Source organism: Leifsonia tongyongensis (assembly GCF_010686705.1).
Lineage (GTDB): Bacteria > Actinomycetota > Actinomycetes > Actinomycetales > Microbacteriaceae > Diaminobutyricibacter > Diaminobutyricibacter tongyongensis.
In genome coordinates, this window is sequence record NZ_JAAGWY010000004.1 from 259,748 (window position 1) to 276,628 (window position 16,881).

Consider the following 16,881-nt stretch of genomic DNA (forward strand, 5'->3'; position numbering starts at 1 on the left):
TGTCATGAAAGACGTCGAGCAGCGCGGCCTGTACTTCGAGGAGTTCGACCTCGACACGCGGTACCTGCACCGGCCCGGCCGCACGGTGACCGAAGCCGACAACGTGCTCTTCACCACCCTGACGATGAACACCCAGGCGCTCCACCTCGATGCGGCGTGGGCGGCTAGCCAGCCATTCGGACAGCGGCTGATGAACTCCATGTTCACGCTGTCGACCATCGTCGGAGCATCCGTCACCCAGCTCACGCAGGGCACGATCGTCGCGAACCTGGGGTTCACCGATGTGTCATTCCCGCATCCGCTCTACCACGGCGACACGCTGTACTCCGAGACGGTCGTGACGGCGAAGCGGCTGTCGACGTCGCGGCCGGGGCAGGGGATCGTGACGATGGAGCACACCGGGCGCAACCAGGTCGGCGTGGTCGTCGCGAAGGCGACCCGGTCGGTGCTGATGTGGTGCCGGGATGCGCACGCCGAGGCGGTCGGAGGCGCATGAGCGACCTCCCCTGGGGCCCGGCGCTGCTGTTCTGCCCCGCCGACCGGCCGGAGCGCTACGCGAAAGCCCTCGAACGGGCGGATGCGGTCATCATCGACCTCGAGGACGCCGTAGATCCGGCGGCGCGGCCGGCCGCCCGAGAGGCGCTGATCGGGTCGCAGCTGGATCCCGCACGGGTGATCGTGCGCATCAACCCCGCCGGCACGCTCGACCACGTCGCCGATCTCGCCGCCGTGCGCGCGACGCCGTATCGCACGGTGATGCTGGCGAAGACGGAGCGCGTGTCCGACTTCGCGGCGCTCGACGGGCTGCGGGTGATCGCGCTCTGTGAGACGGCCGCAGGGGTCCTCCGGGCGCCTGAGTTCGCGGCGACCAGCGGGGTGATAGCCCTGATGTGGGGCGCGGAGGACCTCGTCGCCTCTCTCGGGGGAACCGCGAGCCGCCACGCCGACGGCACCTACCGGTCGATCGCTGTCCATGCGCGATCGGCTGTGCTGATCGCGGCCGGGGCGTTCGGCAAGCCGGCGATCGACACGGTCCACGTCGACATCGGCGACCTCGACGGGCTCGCGTCCGAAGCGGAGGACGCCTCGGCCGTGGGGTTCGCTGCGACGGCGTGCATCCATCCTGGCCAGGTCGACGTCATCCGTGCGGCGTACCGGCCCTCCGAGGAGGAGGTCGCTTTCGCACGCGATCTGCTTGCTGCGGCGGGGGAGCAGCAGGGGGTGTTCCGGTTCCGAGGGCGCATGGTCGACGGCCCGGTGCTGCGCCACGCCGAGACGGTCGTCCACCGGTCGGAGGCGCGGGGTTAACCTGACGCCGAGGGCTCGCGTCGTCGCCGGAAATGGCGTGTGACCTGCTCGGGGGGCACCTCGCCGGTTCGTAATCAAATCGTGATACAAGTTTTTGTAACAGTTCATCGGATTGCCCGGGCCCCGTCGGTGGCATGTCGTAACCTGCAAGTACGTGACAGGGGGGTTCACGTCCTCGGGTCGAATCGAGGATGGCAAGGTACCACCGGGGAGGGGATATGGCACAGCTGCTGCCGTTGCGCTTGCGCGACCACTCCTCTCGCGGTGCGAAGGGCGCAGGAGCCGACGAGCGTGTCGAGACGTCAGCCCTTCCGGTCTTCGATCCGGCACTGGAGCTCACCGGTCCGCTCTCCATCGTCGCGCCACGCCGCATCGGTGAGAGCGACCTCGCGGTGTACCCGCTCTCACTGGGTGCGAGCGTGTTCGGCTGGACGGCCGACAGCGAGACCTCGCTGAGCATCCTCGACCGCTTCGCGCAGCTCGGCGGCAACTTCGTCGACACCGCAGACAGCTACGTCGGCGGCCGCAGCGAAGTGCTGATCGGGCGGTGGATGCAGGAGCGCGGCAACCGCGACGGCATGGTCATCGCCACCAAGGTCGGGCGGCACCAGGACAACCCGGGCCTCAGCTCGGTGAGCATCGTCCGTGCGGTGGAGGCATCCCTCGAGCGCCTGCAGACCGACCACATCGACTTGCTCTACTTCCACGACGACGACCTGACCGTTCCCCTCGAAGACAGCCTCGCCACGGTCGAATGGCTGATCGAGTCCGGCAAGGTGCGGTACCTCGGGGCGTCGAACTTCTCGGCCGACCGGCTCATCGAGGCGCGCATCCTGTCATCGACGGGCCTGCCCAAGTTCATCGCCATCGAGCCGCATTACAACCTCGTGCACCGTGCGGAGTTCGAGAGCGACCTGCGCATCGTCGCATCGGCACAGGGGCTGGCCGTGATGCCCTGCTATGCGCTGGCGAACGGTTTCCTCACCGGCAAGTACCGCACGAAGGACGACCTCAAGGCCGGCGCCCGCAGCGTTCGCGCGGCCGAATACGTCAACCGTCGCGGCCAGCGTGTGCTCGCGGTTCTCGACCGGGTCGCGCGCGAGCACGAATCGACCGTCGCGAGCATCGCCCTGGCCTGGCTGCTCGCCAAGCGCAGCATCGTCGCGCCGGTCGCCAGTGCGAGCCGCCCTGAGCAAGTCGACGCACTCATGGCGGCTGCGGCGATCCGCCTCACGCGTGCACAGATGCTCGACCTGGACCGCGTCTCCGAGTAGCCGACGAGGGTGACCGTTCCGGTCGAGCGTGACCGGTGCGCTGGGCACCCTCGACCGCAGGTGTCATTTCGACGCTCAGGGCAGCCGCGACCGCAGGGGGCAGCCGCGACCGCAGGTGCCACTCCGAGGCTGGGGCGCTCTACGCCTCGGAGAGCAGGCGCTCCGCCGAGCGGTGCAGCGCTGCGCTCGCGGCGATCGAATCGCCGACGTAGCCGCCTGCGAGCGCGCCGTCGCGGGCGAGGATGAGGTCGTCGGCCGCGTCGCCCGGGTGCGGGTGCCCGATCTCGCGGAACAGGTCTTCGATGCGGTGGGCGTACCAGTCGCGATGCGCCGTCACAGCGATACGCACCGGATGGTTCGGGTCGGCGAACTGCGCCGCAGCGTTGATGAACGGGTCGCCACGGAATCCGGGACGGACCGCCTCGACGCTGATCTCGTCGACGAGCGCGCGCACGATGGCGCGCGGGTCCTTGAGCGTGCGTTCCTTCTCGTCGAACCAGTCGCGGATCCGGCGGTCGCGCCCTTCGACATAGGCGATGATCAGCAGGTCCTTCGAGCGGAAGTGCTTGTAGAACGTCGCCTTCGTTACGCGGGCTCCCGCGATGATGCGATCGACGCCGACGGTGTGAATTCCCTCGGAATAGAAGAGTTCATCGGCCGTGGCCAATATCTTCAGTTTCGAGGGAGCGGGCGGCCGGATGGTCGAACGGGCACTTGCGACCATCCGGCGCAACTCCTTTTCTCGTGAAGCGTTCGGGTGCGCTTCATGTTAACGGTCGGGCAGGTGGCGTTTTGGGGTTTCCCCACCTGCTGTATACGTCAGGTCAGTATATACATAGACAGACCAGTCTGTTTGTCCTCCTCCCGAAAAGTCACAGCGTGTCCAAAGCTGCTGGCGTAGGGTGGAGGGGATGAACAGCGCAGTCGACCTCCCCCTCGGTCTGGCCGACCTCTCTTTCGCCGCATCCGGCGAGGCGCTGGTCAGGCGGAGCATCCTCCCCAGCGGAGTCCGCATTCTGAGCGAGCACGTTCCGGGGTCGAGGAGCGCCACCCTCGGCTACTGGGTCGCCGTCGGCTCCCGCGATGAGACGGCCGCCGTGCCGGCGAACGAAGGCTCGAAGGGGCATCCGGCCACGTTCGGCTCGACGCATTTCCTCGAGCATCTCCTGTTCAAGGGCACCACGAAGCGCACGGCGCTCGACATCGCCATCGCGTTCGACTCGGTCGGCGGAGAGCACAACGCGATGACCGCCAAGGAATACACCTGCTACTACGCCAAGGTGCAGGACCGCGATCTTCCGATGGCCGTCGAGGTCATCACCGACATGCTCACCTCCTCGCTGCTCGACCCGGCCGAGTTCGAGAACGAACGGGGCGTGATCCTCGAAGAGCTGTCGATGGCCGAGGACGACCCGTCAGACGTGGCGAACGAACGGTTCTTCGAAGCCGTCCTGGGCGAGCATCCGCTGGGCCGCCCGATCGGTGGCAGCCCGGAGACGATCCGCGCGGCTTCCCGTGAGGCCGTCTGGGAGCACTACCGGGCCAACTACCGGCCGCAGGACCTCGTCATCACCGCAGCCGGCGCCGTCGACCACGACCTGCTCGTCGCCGATGTCGAACGCGCCCTCAACGGCGCCGGATGGGATCTCAGCGTCGTCTCGACGCCGGTACCGCGCCGCGACTCCGCGCCGTCTGCGATCCGCCGCGGTCGCGCGATCGTCACGGTCGAGCGTCCCATCGAGCAGGCCAACCTGCTGGTCGGCGTGCCCGGCCTGGTCGCCAGCGACGAACGCAGGGTGACCATGAGCGTCCTCAACTCCATCCTCGGCGGTGGGATGTCGAGCCGCCTGTTCCAGGAGGTGCGGGAGAAGCGCGGCCTCGCCTACTCGGTCTACTCCTTCTCCGGCGCGTACTCCGACGCCGGCGTCTTCGGCCTGTACGCGGGTTGCGCGCCGTCGAAAGCGACCCAGGTCGCCGAACTGATGCTGTCCGAACTCAACGGGATGGCGTCGGGCGGAGTGACCGCAGACGAACTCAGGCGGGCGGTCGGCCAGCTCTCCGGGGGAGCGGCGCTCGCCCTCGAAGACTCCGACACCCGCATGTCACGTCTCGGCCGTTCCGAGATCACGCTGGGAGAGTTCGTCGACCTCGACGAGAGCCTCCGGCGACTCCACCTCGTCACGCGTGACGATGTACGCGACCTCGCAGCCGACCTCGCCTCCCGTGAGGTCTCGGTCGCCGCGGTCGGGAGCGTCGACGACGACATGTTCACCTCGCTGCTGTCATGATTCCCGCTGTGATGATTCCCGCTGGCCGATCCCACGAACCACCGAAAGGTTGACGGTGCCCCATTATCTCTACCTTGTTCGCCACGGCGAGCAACAGGACGCCGAACACGGTCTGCCCGACGGCCCGCTCTCCGCACGTGGCAAGCGTCAGGCCCACCTGATCGCCGAGCGGCTCGGGGGCATCCCGTTCACCTCCATGTACCACTCGCCGCTCAAGCGCGCGGCGGAGACGGCGGCGATCATGGCCGAGCGGATGCCCGCACTGACGCCCGAGCCGTCCAGCCTGCTCTTCGACTGCATCCCGTCGGGCCCCACGCCCGACATGCCGAAAGCGTTCGACTCGTTCTTCGGTGCGGTCACCCCGGCCGAGATCGAGGCGGGGCGCGCCCAGATGGATGACGCCGTGAACGAGTTCCTCACCCCGGCGCGCGCCGATCGGCACGACCTGCTCATCACGCACAACTTCGTGATCGGATGGTTCGTGCGCCAGGTCTTCGACGCACCGGACTGGCGGTGGCTCGGCCTCAATCAGGCGAACTGCGGTCTCACGATCATCCGTGTGCGTTCGGCGAAGCCGCCCGTGCTCGTCGTCCACAACGACCTGGGTCACCTGCCCGTCGAACTGCGCACCGGTCTTCCGGAGCTCCAGCCCGTCTGAGCCGGCGGGTCTGAGCGAGCTCAGAGGACCTTGCGGAACCAGTCGGTCGCGTTGGGGTTGTCGTTGTAAGGCTCGATCCGTTCGTACCCGCTCGACCGGTAGAGGCCGCCCGCCGCCTCCAGACTGGAGTTCGTGTCGAGAACGACCTCGGTCGCTCCGAAACCGCGTGCGCGATCCTCGAGTTCGTCGAGGATCGCGCGTCCGAGGCCGAGGCCGCGATGGGCCGGCTCGACCCAGAGATGTTTGATCTCGTACCGAACCACCGGATGCGTGCCTGCAGGCGCGCCGACAGCATCGGCCTGCCTCTCCGGGTAGAGGCTGCGCACGCCGCCGCATCCTGCCGGGTTGTCGTCCTCATCGTGGGCGATGAGGAACACGCCTGCGGGTGGAATGAACTGCTCAGGATCGGGGAAAGTCGTGCGGTAGGCGCCGAGTTGCGGGGGGAAGCCCGCAGCGCGTTCAGCGAAGTAGGCGGCGAGCATCCTGTGTGCGGTCGGGTCGGTGACGGGGACGTCGGCGAATGACACCATCCCCCCAGCCTAAAGTGATCGCCCGCGCGATCATCTACATTGGACAGGTGACTATTCGCGTGGCCGTCGCTGGTGCGACCGGAAAGCTCGGTTCCGTCGCCGTCCGGCTGATCGAGTCGGCCGACGACCTCGAGTTGTTCGCTGCGCTCGATTCGAAGTCGCCGCTCGAGTCGATGATCGGCGCCGACGTACTGGTCGACATGACGCTTCCGGCGGTCAGCCCCGGTATCGTCCATTTCGCCGTCGACAACGGCATCAACGTGCTCGTCGGCACCTCGGGATGGGCGGCCGACCGCATCGTCGACCTCGAGCGCCGGGTCGCCGAGCGAGATGGCGTCGGTGCCGTCGTCGTTCCGAACTTCTCGCTCGGGTCCGCTCTGGGCACGGCGTTCGCCGCCGTCGCCGCGCGCTTCTTCGACTCGATCGAGATCATCGAGACGCATGGGCCCAGCAAGGTCGACTCGCCGTCCGGCACGGCCGTGCGCACCGCCGAGCTGATCGGCGCGGCGCGTGCGTCCAGAGGGCCCGTGGATGCCCCGCGCACCGACCAGCGAGCCCGCGGCCAGCAGGTTGCGAGCGTCCCGATCCACAGCCTGCGCATGCGCGGGGTCGTCGCGCGCCAGGAGGTCGTCCTCGGTGGCGACGGTGAGACCCTGACGATCCTGCATGACACGGTCGGATCGAGCGCCTACGAGGCAGGCATCCTGCTGGGCATCCGTGCTGCTGCGGCAGCTCGCGGCGTGACCGTCGGCCTCGACAAGCTCATCGATCTCGGAATCGCCGAGCCCGCCGGGGACGTTCCCGAACCCACCGTGCGCGAAACCTCGTGAAGAACCGCGTCGCCGCCATCCTGATGGCGGTCCTGCTGCTGCTTTACCTGGTCCTGGTCTTCCAGCGCGCGGTCCTCTTCATCGAGACGGGCCAGCCGATCGCTATCGCCATGGGCGTCGTCCTTTTCGTGCTGCCCGTGATCGCAGCGTGGGCGATCGGCCGCGAACTGCTGTTCGGTGCGCGAACGGAGAAGCTCGTGCGCATCCTGGACGGGGAGGGCGGCCTGCCGGTGGACGACCTTCCGCACCGCGCGAGCGGCCGCCCGATCCGCGACGCCGCCGACCAGGAGTTTCCGCAGTACAAGGCCGAGGTCGAAGCCGAGCCGGCCAGCTGGCGCGCCTGGTTCCGGCTCGGGCTGGCGTACGACGCGTCCGGGGATCGCCGCCGGGCGCGCGCAGCGCTTCGGGAGTCGATCCGGCTGTACCGCGAAGCCGAGCGCCGGGCGGCGTAGCGGGGTGGCCTAGCCGGGCGGCTCAGCTCGCAGAGGCCGCCGGCACGCGGGCCAGCAGTCGAGCGATCGCGTCGCGCGCCGTTGCATCGGCGAATTGGAAGCCGTCGCCGAGCAGCTTCTCCGGCACGACCTTCTGGCTGGTGAGCAGCAGGTCGTGTCCGGCGTCGCGCAGCGTCAGGTCGATCACCTTCTCGGGCAGCGGCAACCCGTACGGGCGGTGCACCTGCGTCGCCAGCTCGCGCAGGAACGCGGCCGCGGTCGCCGGCGTCGGCCCGGCGAGGTTCACCGGACCGTCGAGCTCGGAGTCGAGCAGGTGGATGATCGCCTCGATCTCGTCGTGCAGGCTGATCCACGGCCAGTGCTGGCCCCCGGTGCCGATCGGCCCCGCGAGCCCGAGCCGCGCCAGGGGGAGGAGCGGCTTCATCGCGCCCCCGCGCCCGACGACGACGCCACTCCGGGCGGTCACGACCCTGGTCTCCTCCGGAGCGAGATGTGCCGCTGCCTCCCACGCCTCGACGACATCGGCGAGGAACCCGGAGCCCCGTGACGACTTCTCGGTGAGCCGCACACCGGGCCGGTCGCCGTAGTAGCCGACCGCGGATGCGCTGACGAACACCTTCGGTCCGTGCGACGCCATCCGCATCGCGTCGGTCAGCGTCTGGGTCGCGCTGATGCGCGAGTCGAGGATCTGCTTCTTGTAGCGTCGCGTCCACGGCAGGTGGCTGAGGGAGGCGCCGGAGAGGCCGATCACCGCATCCACCCGCTCCATCAACGTGAAGTCGATGATGCGCGCCGCCGGCGCCCAGTGGAACTCGCTGTCGCTGCGCGGGTCGTGCCGCACGAGCCGGAGCACGGTGTGCCCGCCCTCGGTCAGTCGCCGGCAGAGTGCAGCGCCGATCATCCCCGAGGCGCCGGCTACGAGAACCTGCATCGCCGGCTCAGGCGAGGTCGGCTTCGATCGTGATCGGGATGCCCACGAGTGCCCGGGAGACCGGGCACGTCGACTTGGCTTCCTCGGCGAGGCGCTGGAAGTCCTCTTCGCCGATCCCGGGGACCTTCGCGTTGACGAGCAGGTGGCTTCCGGTGATCCCGGATGCGGGGTCGAACGTTACCGCCGCCGTCACCTGGATGCTCTCCGGCGCCGTGCCGAACGAGGCCAGGATGTTCGAGAACGCCATGGCGAAGCAGGCGGAATGCGCAGCGCCGAGAAGCTCCTCGGGGTTGGTGATGCCCTCGCGGCCCTCGGATCGTGCAGCCCAGCTGACCGGGAACTCGGCGGCGCGAGACGAATCCAGGGTGAGAGTGCCCGAACCGGACTTCAGGTCACCGTTCCAAACGGTCGTCGATTCGCTCGTGAGCGCCATGGGGGATCCTCCTCAGGATTGCCGGCAGATGGTTTCCCAGCCTATCGACGGAGTGGTTCCTCGTCGGAGGGATGCAGGCGATTACCAGCCTGCGGTCACGCGGCGTCTGTGTGCGCCCGGCGGATCACGCCTGCGCGGACCAGCAGCAGGTAGATCTGGCAGCCGAGGCAGTAGCCGAACACCGCGTTGAGGAACGCCGCGACGAAGGCGAGAGCGGCCGCCACCACGACGGCATACGGGACACCGAACAGCGCGAGCACGAGCCCGAGGGCGGTGATCACGAAGCCGACCCCCTGCGCGAACGTCGGCGGCGCCGGGTCCTCGCGTTCGGCGGGAGGACCGAGCCTGGGTCGCACGAACGCCCGGAACAGCACCCCGTACGGGTGCAGCTGGATGCCGGCGAAAGCACCCCAGGCGAACAGGAGCGAGACGACCAGGAGCACGACGAACGCGGCGATGTCGAGTCCGGCGAGCCCCAGGAAGATCGTGACGAGGAGGAGCACGGCGGTGATTCCCGCGCCGAAGCGAGGGCTCCGTGGGTCGATCCCGGCGTCAGGCTGTTGTGGCATGAGCTCTCCCGATGAGGTCGTCGAGTGCGGCGCGAAGATCCTCGCGCCGTGGCGCCCCGCCGATGCGGGCGCGGACGACGCCCGATCCGTCGACGAGGAACGTTGTGGGGGTCTGGAGGATGTTGTACTCACGCGCGAGCTCCGGACGCGCGGTGAGGTCGATCTCGACGTGCGCGACGCCATCGCGCTCCGCGCTCAGTTCGCCGAGGACGACCGCGGTGCTGCGGCACGGTGCGCAGAACTCCGTCGAGAACTGGAGGAGGGTCGCCGCCGCTCCGAACGGATGCGGTGAGTCCAGTCCCTCGGCCGTCACCACAGTGTGCGCATCCGTGCGTTCGAGCACCCGGCCCGTCCGCGACCGCCAGAGCAGGCCGATCACCGTGCTGACGGCGACGAGGCCGAGCACGATGGCGAGGGAGGCGAGCCCGTTCATGGTGTCGCCGACACTACGCGCGCGACGGGGCCTCCGTGCCGAGTGTGACGTGGCGTTACGCGCACGTCGCTCCTGCCCCTGGTGCCCGGGCCGGATAGTGTTGGCGGGTGCCCGAGATCGAGTTCCGTTCCGAGATGACCGTGGAGCTCGTGCGCTCGAGCGCCCACGACTCCGACGTGCTGTTCGCGGCCCGCGTCTCGACGCAGGGCGAACAGACCCTGGAGCAGAGCAGGCTCGACGGCAGCGAGACCGACACCGACATCGCGCGCGACCGTGGCCTGATCAACTACCTCATGCGCGACCGTCACGGTTCGCCGTTCGAGCACAACTCGATGACGTTCTACGTGCAGGCCCCGATCTTCGTCTTCCGCGAGTTCATGCGCCATCGGATCGCGTCGTACAACGAGGAGTCGGGGCGGTACCGCGAGCTGCGGCCCGTCTTCTACGTGCCGGACGCCGACCGGCGCCTCGTCCAGACCGGCAAACCGGGCGCCTACGAATTCTCTCCGGGCTCGGCCGAGCAGTCCGCTCTGGTCGAGCAGCAGACGATGACGGCATCCCGGCTCGCGTTCGAGGCCTACCAGCGGATGCTCGAAGCCGGTGTCGCGCGCGAGGTCGCCCGGATCGTGCTGCCGCTGAACATCTACTCCTCCATGTACGTCACGATGAATGCCCGTTCGCTGATGAACTTCCTCTCGCTGCGCACCCGGCGGCCCGAGTCGCATTTCCCGTCGTTCCCGCAGCGCGAGATCGAGATGTGCGCGGAGCAGATGGAGGCGCTGTGGGCCCGGCTGATGCCGCTCACCCATGCGGCATTCGAGGCGAATGGGCGAGTCGCCCCCTGACCGTTCCGCGCGCTGTTCCGATCACCCCGAGGCGATAGCCTGTACAACATGTCTGACTCTGCGAATCCGTTCGGCCAGGTCCTGGTCGCCCTGGTCACGCCGTTCACCGCCGACGGCGAGGTCGACTGGGCCGGGGTCGAGAAGCACATGGACGACGTCATCAATGACGGCGCCGACGGCATCGTCGTCACCGGGACCACCGGTGAGACGTCGACACTGACCGACCCGGAGAAGCTGCGGCTCGTCGAGGTCGGAAAGGCGGTCTCCGCAGGCCGGGCGAAAATCATCACCGGCGGGGGGTCCAACGAGACCGCGCACGCCATCCAGCTCTACCAGCAGAGCGAGAAGGCGGGCGCCGACGGCGTCATGATCGTGACCCCGTACTACAACAAGCCGACCCAGGCCGGCATCCTGACGCATTTCCGCATGATCGCCGACGCGACCGATCTTCCCGTCATCCTGTACGACATCCCGGGACGCACCGGTGTTCCCATCAAATACGAGACGATCCTGCGCGCCGCCAAGCACCCGAACATCCTCGCGATCAAGGATGCGAAGGGCGACTTCAGCGAGGTCAGCCGCGTACTCAACCAGACCGACCTCCTGTATTTCTCCGGCGACGACGCAAACGTGCTCCCGCACCTGTCGATCGGCGCGTCCGGGCTGATCGGCGTGACGGCGAACATCGCGGCCAGGCCGTACCGCCAGATCGTGGATGCGGTCAACGCCGGCGACCTCGCCACCGCAACCGCAGCGCACCGGAAACTCGAACCCCTGGTCCGGGCCGTGATGACCCACGTCCCCGGCACGGTCGCGGCGAAGTACATCCTCCACGGGCTCGGCCGGATCGGCAGCCCGCGGGTCCGCCTGCCCCTCGTCGGCCCCGAGGAGTGGGAGGCCGCCCAGATCGAGGACGAGATCGACCTCGTCACCGACATCCCCGGCGTCGACTTCCGCAACTTCCGGCCCGACCGCAACGCCGCGGCCGGTGGAGCACTCCCACGAATCGCCGGCACAACACGTTAGGTCCTGGCCACTGCCCGGACCGCACCACCAGGAGCGCTTCGCGCCCGCACAACACCTAGGAGGGCACATGCCCAACCTCGTCTCCGACCCGCCCGCACTCGAACCGGGCACCCTCAGGATCATCCCCACCGGTGGGCTGGGCGAGATCGGCCGCAACATGACGGTCTTCGAGTTCGACGGCAAGATCCTCATCGTCGACTGCGGCGTGCTGTTCCCTGAGGAGAACCAGCCCGGCGTCGACCTGATCCTCCCCGATTTCGCGCCCATCCGTGACCGGCTCGACGACATCGTCGGCGTCGTGCTCACCCACGGTCACGAGGACCACATCGGCGCGGTGCCGTACCTCCTCCGCCTGCGCGCGGACATTCCGCTGATCGGGTCGGGGCTCACGCTGGCCTTCGTGGAGGCGAAGCTCAAGGAGCACCGCATCCAGCCGTACACCCTGACCGTGAGGGAGGGCGAGCACGAACAGCTCGGCCCGTTCTCGCTCGAGTTCGTGGCCGTCAACCACTCGATTCCGGATGCGCTCGCCGTGGCCATCACCACAGACGCCGGAGTCGTCCTGCACACGGGCGACTTCAAGATGGACCAGCTCCCTCTCGACGACCGCATCACCGACCTGCGTGCGTTCGCTCGCCTCGGTGAGAAGGGCGTCGACCTCTTCATGGCGGACTCGACCAACGCCGACGTCCCGGGGTTCACGCCGCTCGAGCGTTCGATCGGGCCGGTGCTCGACAACGTCATCGCCCGCGCGCCGAGGCGCGTCATCGTCGCGAGCTTCTCGAGCCACGTGCACCGGGTGCAGCAGGTGCTCGATGCTGCGGAAGAGAACGGAAGGCGTGTGGCCTTCCTCGGCCGCTCCATGGTGCGCAACATGGGCATCGCCGCCGACCTCGGCTACCTGAAGGTGCCCGAGGGCGTGCTCATCGACTACAAGAAGGCGGCCGACCTGCCGGACGACCGCATCGTCTACATGTCGACGGGTTCGCAGGGCGAGCCGATGGCTGTGCTCGCACGGATGGCCAACCTCGACCACCAGATCGAGATCGGGCCCGGTGACACGGTCATCCTCGCTTCGAGCCTGATCCCCGGCAACGAGAACGCCGTCTACCGCGTGATCGACGGCCTCACGAAGCTCGGCGCGAGCGTGGTGCACAAGGGCAACGCGAAGGTGCACGTCTCCGGGCACGCCGCGGCGGGGGAGCTGCTCTACTGCTACAACATCGTGAAGCCGAAGAATGTCATGCCGGTCCACGGCGAATACCGCCACCTCGTGGCCAACGCTGCTCTCGCGATGGACACCGGCGTGCCGGTGGAGAACACGATCATCGCCGAAGACGGCACCGTCATCGACCTGCGTGACGGGGTCGCACGCGTGGTCGGCCAGCTCGACGTCGGCTACGTCTACGTCGATGGCTCGAGCGTCGGCGAGATCACGGATGCGGACCTCAAGGACCGCAGGATCCTCGGCGAAGAAGGATTCATCTCGATCATCGTCGTTGTCGACGCGGCCAGCGGCCGCATCATCACCGGCCCCGAGATCCACGCCAAGGGTTTCGCCGAAGACGACGCCGTCTTCGACGACGTGAAGCCGAAGATCGCCGCAGCCCTCGCGGATGCGGCCCACAACGGCGTCCGCGACTCGCGCGCTCTCAGCCAGGTCGTGCGCCGCACGGTCGGTCGCTGGGTGAACACGAGCTACCGCCGCCGCCCGATGATCGTGCCGTTGGTGATCGAGGCGTAAGCCTCGACCACCAGCAAGCACCGCATCGAGGCGTAGCCTCGACCACCACCCCACCATCCCGCTCGCCGCACTACTTGCTCCCGAGCGCACGCGTACGTACACGTGCGCCCGGGACTAATTAGTGCGGCGACGGGATTGTGACGATCTTCGACGACGAAATAGGCCGGAAACACTCGGCGAGTACGCTCCCGCTATGGGAGGGTTCGAGATCCGCAATGCGACCCCGGCAGATGCCCGTTTCATGGGCGACATGCTGGTCGAGGCCGCGAACTGGAACGTGACCCGCGCTCGCCCGCGTGTCGCGATCCTCGATGATCCGAACGTGTCCCGTTATATCGCCGGCTGGCGACGCCCCGGCGACTTCGGCTCGGTCGCAATCGATTCCCATGGCATTCCGATCGGCGCGTGCTGGGGTCGACTGTTCCCCCCGAACGCGCCCGGCTACGGTTTCGTCGCCGTCGGGGTCCCTGAGCTGACGCTCGGTGTGAATCCGCAGTGGCGTGCGCAGGGCATCGGACGCGCCCTGCTCAAGGCGATCACCAGGCAGGCGCGCGCCGCCGGGCATTCCCGGCTCAGCCTGAGCGTGGAGCGGGCGAATTTCGCCCACCGTCTCTATGTGAGCGAGGGCTACATAACGGTCGAGTCCGGTGAATCCTCGGACACGATGGTCGCCACCCTCCGCTGACCTGCGGAGTGACACCCCGCGCCCTTCCGACGCAATGACGGCGGCTCGAAGTACCGTGTTCGCATGGCTACGAGCACCAAGTCGACTTCTCGCGCCCGCAACACCCCCGCGCGCGGCGGTTCGGCGGCGCGCAAGCCTGCCGCGAACACCGCTGCACAGAAGACGGTGAAGTATCCCTCGGCCGAGCCGAAGCCCGGTCTTCTCGTGCGGTTGTGGATGGCGCTCGCACATATGGTCGGGGGAGCCTTCCGGGCGCTCGGCCCTGAGAAGTTCGCCAAGGAGGAGCGCCGTGACGGCATCCCCTTCTTCCTTTTCCTCCTCGCGATCGCAGGCGCGATCGTCGAGTGGTTCCTGATCGACAACACGGTGGCGCAGACGCTCGAGGTCTGGACGTTCGGCGGCCTCTTCGGCCGGGTCGCCTACGCCCTTCCCGTGGTCATGGTCCTGTTCGCGGCCTGGCTGTTCCGGCATCCCAGTTCGGTCCACGACAACACGCGCATCGGCATCGGGCTCGGCATCCTGCTCGTCTCGATCTCGGGGCTGTGCCATGTGTTCAGTGCGCATCCGGTGCCGTCCGACGGCATCGCGGAGCTGGCGACCGCGGGCGGTGTACTCGGGTGGCTCCTGGCCTGGCCGCTGACAGCCCTGCTCACATCCGTCGGTGCGGGGATCGTCATCGGTCTCCTGCTGGTGCTCAGCCTCTTCATCATCACGAAGACACCGCCCAACAAGGTCGGGGCGCGCATCCGCGAGCTGTACGCCTACCTTTTCGGCGCGCAACTGCCGACGGAAGAGGAGCGGAAGGCCGCGAAGGAGGCGAAGACCCAGCAGGTCGAGCTCGACGGTGTCGACGAGCCGGTCGACGAGGCGAACCTTCCCTGGTGGCGACGCAACAAGTCCCAGCGTGAAGACGATCCCGCCTTCGACAGCCCGGTCATCGCCGAAGACTTCACGGCCCTTCTCGGCACGCCGGCGAAGGCGGGAAACGGCGAGTTCGCGTCGGCGATCGAGCCGGATCCCGCGTCCGACCATTACGGTACCGAGGTGCTCGACGAGTTGCGCCATGCGGAAGACGCGGTCAAGCGGTTCACGGGCGAGGTCGCGGCTGCCGGCCAGCATCCGACCGGTCTGCGACCCGACGGCGCGACAGAGGTGCTCCCCGGGTTCTCCACGGATGCGCAGGCCGACTTCGACGAGGTGGCCGCGGGAGCCGCGAAGCCGCTGGTCCCGGTGCCGCCCGCGCCCTACCGGCTTCCCGCCCCGACCATCCTGTCGGCGGGCTCGCCCGCGAAGACACGGTCGGCCGCCAACGACGAGGTGGTCAAGTCGATCACCGAAGTGCTCGACCAGTTCCAGGTGGATGCGAAAGTCACCGGCTTCTCGCGCGGCCCGACCGTCACCCAGTACGAGATCGAACTCGGGCCGGGCGTCAAGGTCGAACGTGTGACCGCCCTCAGCAAGAACCTCTCGTACTCGGTCGCCAGCAACGAGGTGCGGATCCTCTCGCCGATCCCGGGCAAGAGCGCGATCGGTGTCGAGATCCCGAACAGCGACCGCGAGATCGTGTCGCTCGGTGACGTGCTCCGCTCGGCTGCTGCGACGAAGAGCGTGCACCCGATGACGATCGGCGTCGGCAAAGATGTGGGCGGAGGCTACATCGTCGCGAACCTGGCGAAGATGCCCCACCTGCTCGTGGCGGGCTCGACCGGTTCCGGCAAGTCGAGCTTCGTCAACTCGATGATCACCAGCCTGCTGATGCGCGCGAAACCCGCCGACGTGCGGATGGTCCTCATCGACCCCAAGCGCGTCGAGCTGACGATCTACGCCGGCGTCCCGCACCTCATCACGCCCATCATCACCAACCCCAAGAAAGCGGCGGAAGCGCTGCAGTGGGTCGTCAAAGAGATGGACATGCGATACGACGACCTGGCGAGCTTCGGCTATCGCCATATCGACGACTTCAACAAGGCGGTCGTCAACGACGAGATCGTGCTCCCGGCCGGAAGCGAGCGCAAGCTCAAGCCGTATCCGTACCTGCTGGTCGTCGTCGACGAGCTCGCCGACCTGATGATGGTCGCTCCGCGTGATGTCGAGGACTCGATCGTGCGCATCACCCAGCTGGCGCGCGCATCCGGAATCCACCTGGTGCTCGCCACCCAGCGCCCGTCCGTCGACGTCGTCACCGGCCTCATCAAGGCGAATGTGCCGTCCCGGCTCGCGTTCGCGGTCACGAGCGTCACGGACTCGCGGGTCATCCTCGACCAGCCTGGCGCCGACAAGCTGATCGGCCAGGGCGACGGCCTCTTCCTGCCCATGGGCGCCTCGAAGGCGGTGCGTGTCCAGGGGGCCTGGGTCAGCGAGTCGGAGATCCAGAAGGTCGTCGACCACGTCACGCGCCAGGCGCGCCCGGAGTACCGGCAGGATGTCGCTGCCGTGGCCGAGAAGAAGCAGATCGACTCCGACATCGGCGACGACCTCGAACTGCTCCTCGCGGCCGCAGAGCTCGTCGTGTCGACCCAGTTCGGCTCGACCTCGATGCTGCAGCGCAAGCTCCGGGTGGGCTTCGCGAAAGCCGGACGCCTGATGGACCTGCTCGAATCGCGCGAGATCGTCGGTCCGTCGGAGGGCTCGAAGGCCCGCGACGTGCTCGTGACAGCGGAGCAGCTGCCGTCGGTGCTGGCGAGGCTGCGCGGCGAAGAACCCCCAGGTGGCAGCTCGGCCGCAGAGCAGGCGCGCCCGTCGACGCTGCCGTCCCCGTCCGCGGACGATGACGACCAGTACGCGGGCGACCCTGTAGCGCGCATGACCGAGGGCTATCCTGAGGTGGAGGGCGACTCGAACGAGGACGCCTGGCAGCTGACCGACAGGGAGTAGA

Annotated in this window: 18 protein-coding genes; 12 read left to right on the forward strand and 6 right to left on the reverse strand. The window is 68.1% G+C overall.

Annotated features, from left to right (window positions below; genetic code table 11):
* Positions 1 to 4: 4 nt before the first annotated feature.
* The 3 genes from G3T36_RS16775 (at position 5) to G3T36_RS16785 (ending at position 2,582) form a co-directional block, all read left to right on the forward strand.
* Positions 5 to 496 carry a MaoC family dehydratase gene (locus G3T36_RS16775; RefSeq protein ID WP_163290966.1) on the forward strand — a complete coding sequence of 164 codons (492 nt, stop codon included), beginning with the start codon at positions 5 to 7 and terminating at the stop codon, positions 494 to 496.
* Positions 493 to 1,308 carry an HpcH/HpaI aldolase/citrate lyase family protein gene (locus G3T36_RS16780; RefSeq protein WP_163290967.1) on the forward strand — a complete coding sequence of 272 codons (816 nt, stop codon included), beginning with the start codon at positions 493 to 495 and terminating at the stop codon, positions 1,306 to 1,308. Before G3T36_RS16775 ends, G3T36_RS16780 begins: the two co-directional genes overlap by 4 nt.
* 218 nt (positions 1,309 to 1,526) lie before the next feature.
* The gene (locus tag G3T36_RS16785; protein ID WP_163290968.1) at positions 1,527 to 2,582 is read left to right on the forward strand and encodes an aldo/keto reductase; all 1,056 of its coding nucleotides are present in this window, start codon (positions 1,527 to 1,529) and stop codon (positions 2,580 to 2,582) included.
* A gap of 139 nt (positions 2,583 to 2,721) precedes the next feature.
* On the opposite strand, the gene G3T36_RS16790 is transcribed toward G3T36_RS16785, so the two are convergent.
* Entirely contained in the window at positions 2,722 to 3,306 is a 585-nt protein-coding gene (locus tag G3T36_RS16790) for a TetR/AcrR family transcriptional regulator (RefSeq protein ID WP_163290970.1), read from the reverse strand.
* 187 nt (positions 3,307 to 3,493) lie between these two features.
* Between G3T36_RS16790 and G3T36_RS16795 the strand changes: the two genes are divergently transcribed.
* Together G3T36_RS16795 and G3T36_RS16800 are read left to right on the forward strand one after the other, a co-directional pair.
* Positions 3,494 to 4,870, forward strand: coding sequence for a M16 family metallopeptidase (locus G3T36_RS16795; protein ID WP_163290972.1), 1,377 nt, complete (start codon positions 3,494 to 3,496; stop codon positions 4,868 to 4,870).
* 55 nt (positions 4,871 to 4,925) lie between these two features.
* Complete coding sequence (locus tag G3T36_RS16800; RefSeq protein ID WP_163290974.1) at positions 4,926 to 5,528, forward strand: histidine phosphatase family protein; 603 nt, start codon at positions 4,926 to 4,928, stop codon at positions 5,526 to 5,528.
* A 20-nt stretch (positions 5,529 to 5,548) separates the two neighbouring features.
* Here the strand turns inward: G3T36_RS16800 and G3T36_RS16805 are convergent, their stop codons facing one another.
* Positions 5,549 to 6,058, reverse strand: coding sequence for a GNAT family N-acetyltransferase (locus G3T36_RS16805; protein ID WP_163290976.1), 510 nt, complete (start codon positions 6,056 to 6,058; stop codon positions 5,549 to 5,551).
* 47 nt (positions 6,059 to 6,105) lie between these two features.
* Between G3T36_RS16805 and dapB the strand changes: the two genes are divergently transcribed.
* Positions 6,106 to 6,888: a 4-hydroxy-tetrahydrodipicolinate reductase gene (gene dapB, locus G3T36_RS16810; protein ID WP_163290977.1), complete on the forward strand. Its 783-nt coding sequence runs from the start codon at positions 6,106 to 6,108 to the stop codon at positions 6,886 to 6,888.
* Positions 6,885 to 7,340: a hypothetical protein gene (locus G3T36_RS16815; RefSeq protein WP_420811055.1), complete on the forward strand. Its 456-nt coding sequence runs from the start codon at positions 6,885 to 6,887 to the stop codon at positions 7,338 to 7,340. Before dapB ends, G3T36_RS16815 begins: the two co-directional genes overlap by 4 nt.
* A gap of 22 nt (positions 7,341 to 7,362) precedes the next feature.
* Here the strand turns inward: G3T36_RS16815 and G3T36_RS16820 are convergent, their stop codons facing one another.
* From G3T36_RS16820 to G3T36_RS16835, 4 genes are all read right to left on the reverse strand, one after another.
* Positions 7,363 to 8,271: a TIGR01777 family oxidoreductase gene (locus G3T36_RS16820; protein WP_163290978.1), complete on the reverse strand. Its 909-nt coding sequence runs from the start codon at positions 8,269 to 8,271 to the stop codon at positions 7,363 to 7,365.
* A 7-nt stretch (positions 8,272 to 8,278) separates the two neighbouring features.
* Complete coding sequence (locus tag G3T36_RS16825; RefSeq protein ID WP_163290979.1) at positions 8,279 to 8,704, reverse strand: OsmC family peroxiredoxin; 426 nt, start codon at positions 8,702 to 8,704, stop codon at positions 8,279 to 8,281.
* A 95-nt stretch (positions 8,705 to 8,799) separates the two neighbouring features.
* Positions 8,800 to 9,273: a DUF4395 domain-containing protein gene (locus G3T36_RS16830; RefSeq protein WP_163290980.1), complete on the reverse strand. Its 474-nt coding sequence runs from the start codon at positions 9,271 to 9,273 to the stop codon at positions 8,800 to 8,802.
* Positions 9,257 to 9,706, reverse strand: a complete 450-nt coding sequence (locus G3T36_RS16835; protein WP_163290982.1) for a TlpA family protein disulfide reductase — start codon at positions 9,704 to 9,706, stop codon at positions 9,257 to 9,259. Before G3T36_RS16835 ends, G3T36_RS16830 begins: the two co-directional genes overlap by 17 nt.
* A gap of 134 nt (positions 9,707 to 9,840) precedes the next feature.
* Between G3T36_RS16835 and thyX the strand changes: the two genes are divergently transcribed.
* The 5 genes from thyX to G3T36_RS16860 all read left to right on the forward strand — a co-directional run bounded on the left by thyX (position 9,841) and on the right by G3T36_RS16860 (position 16,880).
* Positions 9,841 to 10,551, forward strand: coding sequence for an FAD-dependent thymidylate synthase (gene thyX / locus G3T36_RS16840; RefSeq protein WP_193571352.1), 711 nt, complete (start codon positions 9,841 to 9,843; stop codon positions 10,549 to 10,551).
* Between the two features lie 48 nt (positions 10,552 to 10,599).
* Complete coding sequence (gene dapA / locus G3T36_RS16845; RefSeq protein WP_163290985.1) at positions 10,600 to 11,577, forward strand: 4-hydroxy-tetrahydrodipicolinate synthase; 978 nt, start codon at positions 10,600 to 10,602, stop codon at positions 11,575 to 11,577.
* Positions 11,578 to 11,644: 67 nt separating this feature from the next.
* Positions 11,645 to 13,321, forward strand: coding sequence for a ribonuclease J (locus tag G3T36_RS16850; protein ID WP_163290987.1), 1,677 nt, complete (start codon positions 11,645 to 11,647; stop codon positions 13,319 to 13,321).
* A gap of 193 nt (positions 13,322 to 13,514) precedes the next feature.
* Positions 13,515 to 14,006, forward strand: coding sequence for a GNAT family N-acetyltransferase (locus G3T36_RS16855; RefSeq protein ID WP_163290988.1), 492 nt, complete (start codon positions 13,515 to 13,517; stop codon positions 14,004 to 14,006).
* Positions 14,007 to 14,069: 63 nt separating this feature from the next.
* Complete coding sequence (locus G3T36_RS16860) at positions 14,070 to 16,880, forward strand: FtsK/SpoIIIE family DNA translocase (RefSeq protein WP_163290990.1); 2,811 nt, start codon at positions 14,070 to 14,072, stop codon at positions 16,878 to 16,880.
* The last annotated feature ends 1 nt before the right edge of the window (position 16,881 follow it).